This is a genomic window from Microbulbifer maximicatervae (SeqCode) (assembly GCF_052467385.1).
The window spans coordinates 669,782-684,733 of the sequence record NZ_CP174311.1 but is presented as its reverse complement, the minus strand read 5'-3'; the positions used below and the strand labels follow the sequence as shown (position 1 = coordinate 684,733).

At 47.5% G+C, this 14,952-nt stretch carries 10 protein-coding genes; 9 read left to right on the top strand and 1 reads right to left on the bottom strand.

Annotated features, from left to right (window positions below):
* Positions 1 to 58 precede the first annotated feature (58 nt).
* Both ACJJIR_RS02960 and ACJJIR_RS02955 read left to right on the top strand, forming a co-directional pair.
* Complete coding sequence (locus tag ACJJIR_RS02960; RefSeq protein WP_444907278.1) at positions 59 to 3,076, top strand: DUF2339 domain-containing protein; 3,018 nt, start codon at positions 59 to 61, stop codon at positions 3,074 to 3,076.
* Between the two features lie 145 nt (positions 3,077 to 3,221).
* Positions 3,222 to 6,422, top strand: a complete 3,201-nt coding sequence (locus tag ACJJIR_RS02955) for a DEAD/DEAH box helicase (RefSeq protein ID WP_444907277.1) — start codon at positions 3,222 to 3,224, stop codon at positions 6,420 to 6,422.
* Positions 6,423 to 6,626: 204 nt separating this feature from the next.
* Here the strand turns inward: ACJJIR_RS02955 and ACJJIR_RS02950 are convergent, their stop codons facing one another.
* Complete coding sequence (locus ACJJIR_RS02950) at positions 6,627 to 7,496, bottom strand: alpha/beta fold hydrolase (protein WP_444907276.1); 870 nt, start codon at positions 7,494 to 7,496, stop codon at positions 6,627 to 6,629.
* Between the two features lie 373 nt (positions 7,497 to 7,869).
* Between ACJJIR_RS02950 and ACJJIR_RS02945 the strand changes: the two genes are divergently transcribed.
* The 7 genes from ACJJIR_RS02945 to ACJJIR_RS02915 all read left to right on the top strand — a co-directional run bounded on the left by ACJJIR_RS02945 (position 7,870) and on the right by ACJJIR_RS02915 (position 14,952).
* Positions 7,870 to 8,607, top strand: a complete 738-nt coding sequence (locus ACJJIR_RS02945) for an OmpW/AlkL family protein (RefSeq protein ID WP_444907275.1) — start codon at positions 7,870 to 7,872, stop codon at positions 8,605 to 8,607.
* Positions 8,608 to 8,779: 172 nt separating this feature from the next.
* Positions 8,780 to 9,214, top strand: coding sequence for a DoxX family protein (locus ACJJIR_RS02940; protein WP_444907274.1), 435 nt, complete (start codon positions 8,780 to 8,782; stop codon positions 9,212 to 9,214).
* A 39-nt stretch (positions 9,215 to 9,253) separates the two neighbouring features.
* Positions 9,254 to 10,225 (top strand): glutathione S-transferase family protein, encoded by a 972-nt coding sequence (locus ACJJIR_RS02935; RefSeq protein ID WP_444907273.1) that lies wholly within the window; start codon positions 9,254 to 9,256, stop codon positions 10,223 to 10,225.
* Between the two features lie 101 nt (positions 10,226 to 10,326).
* Positions 10,327 to 11,229, top strand: a complete 903-nt coding sequence (locus ACJJIR_RS02930; RefSeq protein ID WP_444907272.1) for a LysR family transcriptional regulator — start codon at positions 10,327 to 10,329, stop codon at positions 11,227 to 11,229.
* Positions 11,230 to 11,338: 109 nt separating this feature from the next.
* Positions 11,339 to 12,031 carry a pirin family protein gene (locus ACJJIR_RS02925; protein WP_444907271.1) on the top strand — a complete coding sequence of 231 codons (693 nt, stop codon included), beginning with the start codon at positions 11,339 to 11,341 and terminating at the stop codon, positions 12,029 to 12,031.
* 219 nt (positions 12,032 to 12,250) lie between these two features.
* The gene (gene mbhE / locus ACJJIR_RS02920) at positions 12,251 to 14,536 is read left to right on the top strand and encodes a hydrogen gas-evolving membrane-bound hydrogenase subunit E (protein WP_444907270.1); all 2,286 of its coding nucleotides are present in this window, start codon (positions 12,251 to 12,253) and stop codon (positions 14,534 to 14,536) included.
* The gene (locus ACJJIR_RS02915) at positions 14,533 to 14,952 is read left to right on the top strand and encodes a Na+/H+ antiporter subunit B (RefSeq protein ID WP_413663314.1); all 420 of its coding nucleotides are present in this window, start codon (positions 14,533 to 14,535) and stop codon (positions 14,950 to 14,952) included. The genes mbhE and ACJJIR_RS02915 overlap by 4 nt, the downstream gene beginning before the upstream one ends.

Sequence of the window (14,952 nt, the reverse complement as noted above, 5' to 3'; positions counted from 1 at the left end):
ATACTTGTAGCCGAGCGTAACGAGAGATAATCTCACTAAAAACAATAGTGAAAGATATATGGAAAGTGAACTGCAATCACTTCGCGCAGAATTAGCCCTGCTGGAGCGGGACAATCGCCGTCGCATTGAGATATTCGAACAGCGGTTATCGGCTCTAGAAGCGCAGATACAGCAAGATACTAGGGATCAGTTGGCAAGTCAGCTCCCGACAGTGGATGAGCCTGAAGATGAGCTATCCCAATTAATGGGTACTCATCCCTCCAGATCCCCGTCGACAGAGCAGGCTACTCCCCCTCTTCCTGAAACTCCAACCCAGCCGGTAAGCACTATCACCACTGCTCCTAATATAGCCAGAAAGCCTAGTAGACAGGCCAAATGGCTATCTGAAGAGCTACCGAGTCTATTGGAACCTGCTCTGGAACCCATTAGCCGAGTATGGTGCTCCCTGATGAGTTTCTACCAGCACTACCAAAGCCAAGGGAAGGCTCCTGTCTTCTTTATGACCGCTGCCGGCATCCTGGCGCTGGTGTTTGGCTTTGCTTACCTGTTGCAGTTTTCCTTCAATGCCTATTTGGGGCCTGTAGGTAAAGTGACTTTAGGCTTCCTGGTAGCAGCGGCGACTACTACTGGTGGAGTAATGTTCAGGCGGCGCATGCCCAACATGGCGGATTACGGCTCAGGACTGATCGCTCTCGGGGTCATACTGCTTTACTTATGTGGTTACTTTGCTGGGCCTTACTATCAGTTGGTTCCGATTCCCATCGGCGTGGGGCTGCTTGTAGTAACTACCGGAGTTGCTTATTTACTCGCCCTACTATTCGAGACCCGGGTTGTTTCCATGGTGACTCTGCTGGGTGGAGCCACGATGCCCTTGGTGGCCAATCATTTTGATCCATCCGCAGTTATTTATCTCAGTTACTTGTTGGTACTCGCGCTCGCAATGCTGCGTTTGTCCAAGTTGATTCAATGGCCTCAGCTGGCAGTGGTCACCATGGCACTCAGCGCAGGGATGTTCGAGTTTTCAGTCGCAAACCTGGGCGAGTCTAGCTCAAACTGGGGCCTGTTACTGATACTGCATGGTTTCTTCTATGGGTTTGCCCATTACATACTGGGTGGGCTTAGTGGCAAGGAAATGGATAGGAGGCGCCTCGGTTTGCTGGTAGCAAACCTGGTGCTATTTATTCATATTAGCTGGTCTCTAGCACCCACTGCTAATGCACTAGGTGTGGTTTGGTTACTCAATCTAATACCCTGGGCCGCGCTCGCCATCTACTCACGCCACCTGTTCGGCTACGATGTTAATAGTGCCTCAGCCCGCAGTATCCTCGCAATAGCTTTACTCCATGGGGGCTTGTTAACAGGCCTGGCAATTCTGGCACTTTGCAGCCCTGAATTTTTGGGCATTGTGTGGTGCCTGGAAGGCCTCCTGCTGATTTACCTTGGAATACATTTTGGTTTTGTCAGCGTGCGAACTGAAGGCTATATCGCTCTAGCCCTCGCCGGCGTAACCTTATTCTTGCAAGCTCTCATATGGGTGGCTGAGAGCTTGGTTCCTGCTCCACTACTATTATCCTTAGAGGTGAGTGCAGGCTGGACTAACTGGCTGACCCTCAGTGCTGGGGCCTTTGCGCTCACCCAGCTATTATGCCGTAGTACCGGTAAAATCACTCCCGCAGAACAACGTTTCACTTATATCGCAGATAATGCTTTCGGACTGCTTTTATCTGCGAGCTTCCTGCTATCGGTGGGTATTATCTGGCCGCAAGGGATGTGGTTGCTGGCACCACTGCCAATGACTTTCCTGATCTGGCGTAGCCAGCGCATGAATTCAGCATTTAGCGAGTGGCTCGGTCTCTGGCATTACCTTCTGTTGTTTGTCCCACTGTTAGCCAGTGCATCGGTTGTAGGCAACCTTCATTTCTACGATCAAATCCCCTACGGCAAAATCGCCAGTATTGAAGCTTTCCTGGGACTTTGGTTGCTTGCGGAGCTTTATCACCAGCTGAATATACAATCACCAGGGCAGAAGCTGGCATTGGCACTGCGTAAACTATTTTACGCTTTACTGCCCATTATTGCCTTACCTACCATACTGTATAAGGCCAGTGACTACTTCACTGTTGCTATGTGGTTCTCGTGTGGTATTGCCCTATTCCTCTACACATGGCTGCGGATGGAACATCTAAAACAAGAAGTTCGCATTTTGATTTCTGCTGCAAGTCTTATCACTATCGGCGGTTGTCTCCTACAAGAGTTTGTCGGCTGGCAGGGCAAGGCGATGGAGGGGCTATTACTGGGAGTCGCCAGCTTCATAGGGCTCATATGGCTTGGCCAGGGCTTAAAACGATATCCCGCAGGTAGGGAGTGGCAGCATGCTATTCACTGGGCGCTGAAGCCTGTATTCCCGCTGGCTTTCTACTATTTTGCGGCAGTGCTGATAGCTGTCAGTTACACTTTAACTCATGACTTTGTCCTGTCATTACTACTCACCCAGCTCTATTTTGGAAGCCTCTTTTTCAGCCAACCCAAGCTGGCACCAGTACGCAACCAGCTTACGCCCTTCTACATGCTGACACTGGGTATTTTTGAATTAATCACACTGATTCAAGTCGGAGCTGTCATTGTGAAATCGCACAATGCAGAGTGGATTGGAGCCTATAACCTAGTCTCTCTTTGCATCGCTGTCCTGCTGGTTTACCACAAAACCCTGCCTACGAGAGCCGTATGGTCTGGTCACCGAATGGCAAATATGTGGCTGGTGCATGTTTCCGCGATTATTGTTTACGTAACTCTATTAGCACAGCTATTTGATGCCATGTGGCTACCGGCAGTTTCTTTCGCTCTCGTTGTCCATGCAACCCTACTATTGTTCCAAACATTAAAGCCCGAAACCCAGAAGTTACTTAAGTTGTCACTAATTATCTATGGTATAGCTGCACTGAAGATTGTGCTCTGGGATATGCAGGACTTCTCACTAATACAAAAAATAGTCGTTTGTATGTTAGTGGGGCTGTGTATGCTGGGGGCGGCCTATCAATACCAGAGATTCCTACCAAATAAAAGGCTGCCTCAATAGGCAGCCTTTTTTCCTTATCGACATAAATTTATTCAGAAATCCCTTAGCTATTAGTGAATTAAGCTCCTTAAAAGAGGGTATTATTAGAGCAAAGAATATTCTTCAAACCTCAACCGCCAGCCAGTAGTCATTACACAACCCAAAAATGAACAACCCTATCGATTTCAGTAGTATTTCCAATCAACTTCCCACTAATAGCCTGTCTAGAGGGAAAAATTACTTCCGGAATGGTTTTGTCGAAAGATTCAATATTTCTCAGGATGGTAAAACGATCACCGGGAAAGTGAAAGGCTCCTACTCTAGTCACTACCATCAGTATATATCGCTAACTGAAAATCCAATTTCGGGAACCTTTGAAATTGATGGAGAATGCTCCTGTCCAGTAGGGTACAACTGTAAACATGTAGCTGCAGTGCTAATAGCGGTAATTGCTGAGCATAAACGTCCATTAGGGGAACCATCAGTCAGTCGTACTTGGGACAACTGGCAACAAGGTGTAAAAGAAAAATATCGTGACTCCGAGCAGGACACATCATCTAATCGCGACCTGCTATACACCTTGGACTGGAGTGATCAATATACCCCAGCTCATGCCCGAATTAGCGTATATTCAGCTCGACGCCTCAAGAAAGGCGGCTATGGAGCGCCTCAGCGCGAATACTTCCATATCAACAGTAGCCTCGCCACTTCAAAAGTCGACCAAAAAATATTCGGCCTCCAACAACTGCTTTCCCAGTCCTCGTTCAAAAAGAGCATTTCAGGAGAAGAAGGAGCAATGCTGTTGAGAAACCTACTCGCTAGTCAACGTTTCTTCAACGATATCGATTCCCTAACCCCGATTCATTGGGGAGAGGCAGTTAAATTGGAACTAAGTTGGAAGGAAAGTAAGAGTAGTGCACAGTTGCAATTAGATGTACCTGACCTCCCCGATGATTGGAAGCTCATACCTACCGAACCACCTTGCTATTATTCACCACAGGAAGACATCATTGGTCCCATCATCAGCCCGGTGGATGGGGAAGCGCTCAATGACTTTACAACCATGCCCGCCATTTCTAAAGATGAAATAGGCAATGCTATTACTTTCCTCAATAAACAATATGGCAGTGAACAATTACCCACGCCAAAGTCGGTGCCCATCATACCTGTAGATGATTTGTTACGGCCGGTATTAACCCTTAACTCAATTTCTATTCGAGAAGGGGCTGAAAGTCTCCATACAGCAAGTTTTCTTATTAAATATGGTCCGGTAGTAATCCGCGCGGAAGAAATTCTTACAGAGAATCGTCCTGAGACTAATATCTACCCCCAAAAAGATAAACTATATAAAGTAGAGCGAGACTTCAAACATGAAGCCGCCGTACTGAAGGATCTCTTGCAGTGGCAATTTAGCTTGGGGGCGGACGAAACTGGTGAACCCGTTTTATTCTTCTCCGATAGTGGGCCAGGCCAAACTCCTATTGAGCGCTGGCATGAATTCCTCAATGAGGGTATCCCAAGACTTGAGGAATCTGGCTGGATAGTTGAATTCGAGGATAACTTTTCTTTAAAAGTACACGAGATTGAAGATTGGGAATGGCAAACAGAGCAATCTTCCAACGACTGGTTTTCCCTTAGTGCAACTGTAGATATTGAAGGGCAGTCTATTCATTTAGCACCATTATTATTGCAATATTTGGAATCGGGGTATGTGGCTACAGACGAAGAAGACATATTGGTTCCCCTCGGCTCAGACCAGTATATCCGTCTACCCAGTGCACTATTTCACAACTTATTCGCAGTTTTAGAGGAGTGGTATGACAGCGAGTCCCAAAGCCTCAAAGTGCCCAGGTTTGCTGTTCCGGAACTGCCTAATGCAACTTCAGCCTGGCAGGGCAATAAAGACTTAAAATCGCTGGCTAAAAACCTGCAAAAAGGCCCGCAAAGCGTAAAACCACCCAGGGCCCTAAAGGCACAATTACGCCCCTATCAACAAACGGGTTTTGAGTGGCTGCAATACCTGCGTAAACTCAATATGAATGGCATCCTGGCCGATGACATGGGCCTGGGAAAAACTTTGCAGGGACTGGCCCATATCCTCAAAGAGAAAGAGAGCCGGCGCCTGGCCAAGCCTGCCCTGGTGGTTGTACCCACCAGCTTGGTAGGTAACTGGCTTAACGAGGCCCATCGCTTTGCCCCAACCTTAAAGCCACTACTACTTCACGGCAGTAACCGGCATGAGGATTTCCCCCTAATTCCCGAATCAGATCTGGTTATAACCACCTACCCCCTTATTGTGCGGGATAGCGAAATATTAAAAGAACATGACTTTCATTTATTGATCCTTGATGAAGCTCAGGTTATAAAAAACCCCAAATCGAAAGCGGCACAATTACTCCGTACCCTAAGTGCAAAGCACAAAATGTGCATGACAGGTACACCACTTGAAAACCACTTGGGCGAGTTGTGGGCACTGTTTGACTACCTGATGCCCGGTTTTCTACACAGCCAGAAAAGGTTCAATAGCCTTTATCGGAACCCCATTGAGAAGCAGACTAATGAGTACAAGCAGGAAGTTCTGAACCAGAGGATCTCACCATTTATTTTACGCCGCACTAAACAGGAAGTAGCCACAGAACTTCCCCCAAAAACAGAAATTATCCAACGGGTGACTTTCGATACCGCCCAAGCCGCGCTTTACGAGACAGTGCGTTCAGTGATGGAGAAGCGGGTTAGGGACCTGATGAAGAAGAAAGGTCTAAATCGCTCTCATATTGAAATCTTGGATGCCCTATTAAAGCTGCGACAAATCTGCTGCGACCCCGCACTGGTCAAACTGGACAAGGCAAAAAAGGTTAAACAATCGGCCAAGCTGGAAGCGCTGATGGATATGCTCCCGGAGATGGTGGAGGAAGGCCGCAAGATACTTTTATTCTCCCAATTTACCGAAATGCTGGGCAAGATTGAAACCGCCCTTGAAGAACAGGCAATACCCTATGTAAAACTGACCGGGCGCACGCGCAAACGTCAGGAAGCGATTGACGCTTTCCAGAATGGCGATGTTCCTGTATTCCTGATTAGCCTAAAAGCCGGCGGTGTAGGCCTAAACCTTACCGCTGCCGATACGGTCATTCACTACGATCCCTGGTGGAACCCTGCAGTAGAAAACCAGGCTACCGACCGCGCATACCGAATCGGCCAAGACAAGCCAGTCTTTGTATATAAATTTATCTGTGAGAATACCGTAGAAGAAAAAATAGTCGATATGCAGGCGCACAAGCAAGCCCTGGCTGATGCGATTTACAGTAAAGATGGGAAAGATATAACTATGGATTCAGAGCAATGGTTATCATTGTTTGAGGGCTGATTTACGCGATAAAAAAATGAGTGGCAAGGTATGTCGTAGATAGAACCCCATCAGTCATATAATTTCGGTTTTATTGTCGGCTTCCATAAGCTTATTTATAACCAGCCCTCACAATAGGGTAGCCTACAGCAGCTTTGAAAAAAATATTCAAGCGGAATTAGGGCAACCTAATTCCGCTATGCCTACTAATTTACAGTAAATTCGCTAGCTTACAAGTTTGGCTAAACCAGCTTCTTTTGTGCTTTCTTTACTCTTCTCGTAGTCCAAAAAATCCGTCACAGACTCTACTACCGAGGTATCCCAGACTATTTTCCGGTGTCCCACACCACTAATTTTGATCATCTCCGCTGCTGGCCAGGTTTTGTGAATTCTCTCTCCGTGAAAGATCGGCACTTCATCATCTTCAGTATCGTAAATCATCAGAAGCGGAGTCTCTTCCGGGGTATACATTTTACACTGTAACAATTCCTGCCAAGAGTATCCTATCTGGTCGGCAATCTTGTCTTGGCATATCTCTGTAGTTTCAGAGCTTACCTTCAACAAATTTGTCATAATTTCAAGAATCGGCAGAGGTGCACTCGGTGAGCCGAGTACAGCATAACATTGAGCTTTAAGCCCAAATTCCCGTGCTCTCATTGTCATCATTCCACCCATCGAGTGGCCGACGACGGCAAATATTTCCGAAAACTGACTGGCCAGAGAATAAATATCTTTCGCCATAATATCGAAATTACAAACCTTTCCCTCGGAGTGACCATGAGCAGTAGCATCTATGGCCACCGCTTGGAAGCCTTGCTCGGCAATTGCCATCGCCATAGTGGCCATTTTTGCGGCTTTGGCCTCCCAGCCGTGGCAAAGAATCACTACCGGGCCCTCACCCCAGGACCAGGCCGTATTTTCTGTACCTAAAGCACCCCGGTAGGTAATCTTCCTGGCTTGGGCTAACTGCGCTTTCTCGCGTTCCGAATCTGGATAGCGCCTGGGCCGGGAGGCTATATACATCGCTATATTTGCTGATAATTTGGGGGATAGTCGCCCTGTGAGTTGCATTATTCCCTGTATTATCTTAAGCATATTATTAAATCTCTGATATCCCGTTTTATATGATCATTGATGGTGTTTAATACGCAATAGGAAAATTACACTGATCAATGGTCTCTGATGAGATTTCAACCTAAAAACATTCAATAATACAGGGCAATTTCATCCAACAGATTAACCGATTCGATGATTACTCTTCTTCTGAAATATTTTCCTAACGAAATAGGAAGTTTTTCCCAGAATAGATCTTTAGAGTTATATCAATAAAATACTGCGCCACCGCTTTTGTTATCTACATGCCCAGTCCCCCAAGACATCTACACTAATAATCTGGCAGTAGATTAGGGTTCTCCTACCCCTATCAGTTCTCCTACTTATATTCCATCGAATCTCTGGAAAGTTGGACATGAAAGGAATCAATCTGACAATAGTTTTTTGCATGGCACTATTGCTCAACGGCCATTCCGTGGCGGACTATCAAAAGGGAGATTTTATCGTTCGCGTTGGCGCTGCTGCGGTCGATCCAAACGACGACTCTGGCAGACTCCGCCTAAATGGCACCCCCTTGGACTACACCCGGGTCTACGTGGATACAGGCTACTCCGCTAGCATCACTGGTACCTGGTTATTTGCAAACCATTGGGGGCTGGAATTACTGGCAGCTGTACCTTTCCGACACGATCTTGATGTTCGCGGTTTACCGGACCCGGATACCGGTGATCCACTGGGGCGGGTATCCCTGGGTGACATCAAGCACCTTCCACCAACCCTCAGCTTACAGTGGTATCCGGTATGCACCGAGTCCTGGGTACAGCCTTATATTGGTGTGGGAATTAACTACACCCATTTCTTCGATGAAGATATCAGCCGCACGGCACAAAACTACTTCGATACAGCCCTGGGTGCAGACTCAAGAGCATCCCTGAACCTGAGCAATTCCTGGGGCCTGGCAGGGGAAGTGGGCATAGATATTGCCTTTGGACGAGAGGGTAACTGGCTGTTTAATGCGGCCATCTGGTACTTGAGCATCGATACCAAGGCCAAAATTCGCTTCCGTACAGAAGATAACGACTACGACCGCATCAATGTCGATGTGGATATCGACCCTTGGGTTTACTCAGTGGGCATCGGTTACCATTTCTGAACTAAGGCCCTATTGCACCTAATGATAAGATAGGCTCAACAACCATTCTATTTTTTCGAATGTTTTGGTCGAATTTAACCAATTTTCATTCTATCGATCCTCTGTAAACTGCCTCTTACTCACAGCAGCGACTACTGAGTAGCGCAAAATTCACAGTTTTAGGAGCGATACCATGAGCACATCCACTTTATCCACAAGCGCCAATATCGACGGCAGCTCCCTGTTTTCCGCAAGTGCTGACTTGGCTGGCCGTATCAGCTTGGCGGCGATCTTCCTGTTGGCGGGAATGAACAAGATCCAAAATTATGAAGGCAGTGCACAGTACCTAGCCTATGGCGGTCTGCCAGAATTTCTGCTGCCCCTTGTTATTCTATTTGAAATAGGTGGTGCGCTCGCACTAGTCGCTGGCTTCCAGGTTCGCCTGACCGCCTTGGCGTTTGCTGGCTTTAGCTTAGTTACTGCTGTCTTGTTCCATAACAATCTGGGCGATCAGATGCAGTTTTTGATGTTCTTCAAAAACCTGGCGATTGCCGGCGGCTTTTTGGTAGTGGCAGCCCATGGCGCCGGGCGTTTCAGCTTGGATCACCGCAAAAGCACCAAGCAATAAATTCCTCTGGACCAGAAAATACCGATTGTGGAGTAGAAAATGGGACTGTTAGTCAATGGCCAGTGGCACGACCAGTGGTACGACACCGAGAAATCCGGTGGGAGCTTCAAGCGTGAAGCGGCGCAACTGCGCAATTGGGTAACTGCTGATGGCAGTTCAGGTCCCAGTGGTGACAGCGGCTTTAAGGCGGAGTCCGGCCGCTATCACCTATATGTTTCACTGGCTTGCCCTTGGGCCCATCGCACCCTTATTTTCCGCAAGCTGAAGAAACTGGAAGAGCATATCGATGTTTCGGTAGTAAGCCCCGATATGCTCGATCAGGGATGGAGCTTTAACGTCGACGAAGGTAGCAGCGGGGACACTCTGTTTAGCTATCAGTTTATGCACCAAGTATACACTCGTAACAAGTCTGACTACTCGGGCCGGGTGACGGTACCAGTACTCTGGGATAAACAAAAAAACTGTATCGTTAGCAATGAGTCCTCTGAAATTATCCGCATGTTCAACAGCGCGTTTAATACCATTACCGGCGATACACAGGACTTTTTTCCCGAAGAGAAGCAGCAGGATATAGATACCATTAATCAACTGGTCTATGAGAACATAAACAACGGAGTTTATCGCTGCGGCTTTGCCACAACCCAAGAAGCCTACGAGAGTGCTTACTATAATTTATTCTCTGCTTTAGACCAGGTTGAGAAAATTTTAGGGGAACAGCGCTTTCTGGTCGGAACAGAAATTACCGAGGCAGATTGGCGACTGTTCACTACCCTTATTCGCTTTGATGCTGTCTATCATGGACACTTCAAATGCAACCGCCAGCGACTGGAGGACTTTCCTAATCTGCGTAACTATGTACGCGAGCTATACCAGTGGCCGAAAGTTGCTGAAACAGTAAATTTCCACCATATTAAACGTCATTACTACTTTAGCCATACATCGATCAACCCAACCCAGGTTGTACCTGTAGGGCCGGAAATCGATTACAACAGCTCTCACAACCGCAGCTAAAAACCCTTGCCTATCCAGCCTGGGCCAGTCAGGATATTCAGGGCTGCCCCAGGCTCCTTAAATCTTGGAACAGCCCTTCGCAGCCTTCAAAGAGTACCCAGATGCAAAAAACCACTCTGGAACAGTGGCGAATGTTTAAAGCTGTCGCAGATGCCGGCGGCTTTAATCAGGCCTCTTCCCACGTTCACAAAAGCCAGTCCAGTATTCACAATGCAGTTAGCAATCTGGAAGCTGCTCTCGGCGTGAAATTGTTTGAAGTCTCGGGTAGAAAAGTAGTAATTACTGAAGCCGGTAATTTAATGCTACGCCGGGGCCAATACCTGCTGGATGAAGTCTCACGTATTGAGGATGTTGCCGGCTCCCTTAACCGGGGAGTGGAATCCGAGCTGCGCATTGCCGTAGATGGCGCCTTTCCCCAAAGTGTCGTTTTTCAGGCTCTGGAGAGAGTTTCCGCAATTTATCCACAAGTGAATATTGATATCGTTGATACCGTACTATCCGGCACTAATGAGTTGATCCAGGAGGGGCTGGTAGATCTGGGACTTTCCGCCTTCCGCATGAAGAATGCCCTCAACGATGAGATTTGTCGCATCGAATTTGTGGCTGTAGCCCATAAGAACCATCCACTGCATCAGCTGGGATACGAGCTGAGCTATGAAGACTTGAAGTCCTATCGCCAGATTATTGTGCGGGACTCCGCACTACAGACCAATAGGGATTCCGGCTGGCTGGGGGCAGAGCAACGCTGGAAAGTGGGCAGTTTACGGGCATCCGTGGATTTAATTGTACAGGGGCTGGGGTTCGCCTGGCTGCCACTGCCAATGGTCTCAAAGCTACTCGAGAATGGCACTCTAAATCGACTCCCCTTGAAAAATGGCGGAGTGCGCTCCAGCAGTTTTTACCTGAACTTTAAAGACCAGGATAAATTAGGCCCCGTGGCGAGGGAGTTTATTGGCGAGCTTCGATTACTTACTTTAGATATGCCCACCTCTGAGGAAGGCTGAGTATTCTATTGATACGAATAATAAGCTTCTTTTTATCCAATATTCCTTTATATCGCAGAAGACTATCATAGCCCTAACATTCTACTTACTGCACTAATAGGGGCTTGCTATGTATTACTTCAGACCATCACATGAACGCGGTCAAGCCCGCTTTGGCTGGCTGGACAGCAAACATACCTTTTCATTCGGACACTATTACGACCCAAAACACATGGGTTTTTCTGCACTGCGCGTTATCAACGATGACACAGTAAAAGCAGGATCCGGGTTTGACGCCCATGGACATCGGGATATGGAAATTATTTCCTATATTTTGGAAGGTGCTATCGAGCATCGGGATAGTGAAGGTAATCACTTTGTCGTTCCCGCTGGCGAAATTCAAAGAATGAGTGCGGGTAAAGGTATTACTCATTCAGAATATAACCACTCAAAGACTAAAAACCTTAAATTCCTACAAATCTGGATTCAACCTAACCGGAAAAATATTCAGCCCATCTATGAACAAAAGGCAATCACTCAAACTGGGGCATTAACTCCATTGGTAACGCCCAATGGACGCGATAATTCACTAACTATTCATCAGAATGCCAGCTTATTTCGTCTCCAATTACGCGCTGGTGAACGTTTAAAATTGGATACTCTAAAGCGACCAGGGTATCTGCATATCATCACTGGTAATGCCGAACTCAATGGCAGCCACCTGCTAGTGGCGGGAGATGGCTTGGGAGTTTATCGGGAAAAAATAGAATTAACCGCTTCAGAAAATGATCTTATCGCACTATGGTTCGACTTGCCTCGATAATAGGTGATCTATCAACAGACTAATTCTTTTTGGGCTGTAAACCTGCTCTAAGATACCGTTTCTCGTAATAGGCATTAAACTCTATCTAACCGGCATGTTCATATTCACAAGCACAAGACTACTCACCCTAAAAGCGACAATCTCTGGTTTACACCTAAACTATTAACTTGGCAATGAATCACTGCTGTATACAGGCATCGAGTCACCAGGGATAAAATAATGGGATCAGAAGGCGACATGGAAAGTCGCAATGGCGATAAAAAAACGCCGGGAAGATGGATCTCCCTGCTTTCTCCGATTCCTCCGGCCATTATCGCCTTGTCATTGCTTTTTCATCTGCCCGATATTTCCGCTGGTAGAGAGTTTTCTTTTGGCATTAGCTGGGTTCCAGAACTGGGCGTATCCCTACGCTTCTATATCGATGGCCTCAGCTTTTTATTTGCCTTATTAATCAGCGGTATCGGCTTTTTTATCACCATTTACGCCGCTGAGTATTTACGCGGCAATCCACTATTGCGGCGCTTCTTTCTCTATCTCTATCTCTTTATGGTCGGAATGCTGGGGTTGGTATTGGCATCCGATCTCATTACTTTATTTGTGTTTTGGGAAGTGACGACAGTCGCAAGCTACCTCCTGATTGGCTTTAACCACTCCAGTGCTGTTGCACGACGCTCAGCTTTGCAAGCCTTACTGGTAACTGCCTTAGGGGGACTTTGCTTACTAACTGCTTTCCTATTAATGGGAGAGATTATCGATAGCTATGATCTTGAAGAATTGTTAATTAAAGGGGAACAGATTAAATCCAGTTCACTGTATCTTCCTATCTTGATACTGGTACTTATCGGAGCATTCTCAAAGTCGGCACAGCTGCCCTTCCATTTTTGGTTGCCCAATGCCATGGCGGCGCCAACACCGGTGAGCGCATATCTACATTCCGCCACTATGGTCAAAGCCGGTATTTACCTTCTTGCGCGCCTACATCCGGTACTGGCTCACACTGAATACTGGGAGTGGATTTTAACCTGCACCGGTATTGCCACTGCCGCAGTAGCGGCATTGGCCGCCCTGCGTCAAACAGACCTGAAACTGGCCCTCGCTTATACCACCGTTATTGCCCTCGGCACTATCACCATGTTTCTGGGTTCTGATGCTTCAGCTGCCGTCGCCGCTGCAATTACTTTCTTGCTGGTTCACTCTTTTTATAAAGCCGCACTGTTTATGGTGGTGGGCATTATCGATCGGCAGACAGGTACCCGGGATTTAACCAGGCTGCACGGTCTGGCAAAATTATTGCCCTTTGCTTTTATAGCTGCACTGGCTTCAGCCCTATCCATGGCCGGATTCCCGCCGTTCCTTGGGTTTATTGGTAAAGAACTAAAATATGAAGGTGCGTTGGCGGTAGCTTCAGAGCCCGCACTGGTGGGCACAGCAGCAATTTTTGCCAATGCGGTAACGGTGACAGTAGCCGGCATGGTGGCCATCAAACCTTTCTTTGGCCCTCCCCCCAAAGATGCCAGTCGTATTCGCTGGGCACCTCCTGGTTTGTGGATAAGCCCACTGGTTTTAAGCGCCTTCGGCCTCACATTTGGTTTGGCCCCGGACTTAGTCGGTGGCGGACTGGTGGAACCGGCACTGACAGCAATACTTGGCCTTCCGGAAACCATCGACCTGAAACTCTGGCACGGTATTAACATTCCTCTCCTGATGAGCATTCTTACTTTTGTGCTCGGGGTGATTATGTATGTCAATCTCAAACGTATGCGAGCTTGGTTAAACTGGGACTTTACCCATGCGCCAACTAGCGCCGATCTACTGTGGGATAAATCCTTAGAACTATTAAAAGCTTTTGCCGCACTGCAAACACGCATATTGCAAAATGGAATTATGCGTCGTTATCTCACAGTCATTTTTGTTACGCTCTCGATGGCCCTTTTTTATGCCTTTGTTCATACCGGCCACTTCTCACTGGAATACACTGCGCCACGACTTAATTTAAAAGAGTGGGCAGCCATACTGCTGACGGTAGGAGGTACGTTTACTGCGGGTTTTGCGCGTAAACCTCTGACTGCCATTTGCGCTCTCGGCGCTCTCGGTGTGGGTATCGCTCTAATTTATCTCTTCTTTGGTGCACCGGATGTGGCCATTACACAGATTCTGGTGGAAACACTCTACTTGGTATTAATTGCTGCGATTCTTCCACGCCTGCCCGTATTTACTCCCGGCAAGAAGGAAGGCTTTCGTCCCAGGGATGCATTGCTCGGTGCCACAGTTGGCCTTTTGTTTACCATTAGCATTCTGGTGGTTCTGCAAACCCCATTCGAGAGCCCAGTGAGTGAATTTTACAAGGAAGCTGCTGTACCCGAGGCTCATGGGCGCAATATCGTCAATGTCATTCTGGTGGACTTCCGGGCCCTGGATACTTTCGGGGAGATTATTGTGGTGTTTACCGCGGCTGTCGCTGCGGTGACCTTACTCGGTCATCATTTAAGACGGGGCAAGCAGTGAATTCTATTATCCTACAGACAGCGACCCGTGTGTTGGTAGCCCTGATCTTGGTCTTCTCCATTTATATGCTGTTGCGTGGACACAATTATCCCGGAGGCGGATTTATTGCTGGATTAATTGCCGCTTCTGCTTTTGCCTTATTTGCCATGGCTTGGGGTATGGAGGCGGCACAAAGTGCTCTGCGCATACCTCCAGGGACCCTCGCTGCCTGGGGAGTTGTCATCGCCGGGTTATCTGGATTGATGGCTCTATTTTGGGGAGACGGCCCCTTTTCTGGACAGTGGTTTGCCATTGTAGGTAGCAAAGAAAATGGCGGAATCATTATCAGCAATCTTTTATTTTTTGATATTGGGGTCTATCTGACGGTACTCGGAGCCGTTCTCACACTCATTTTTGCCTTGGAAGAGGCCAGTTGA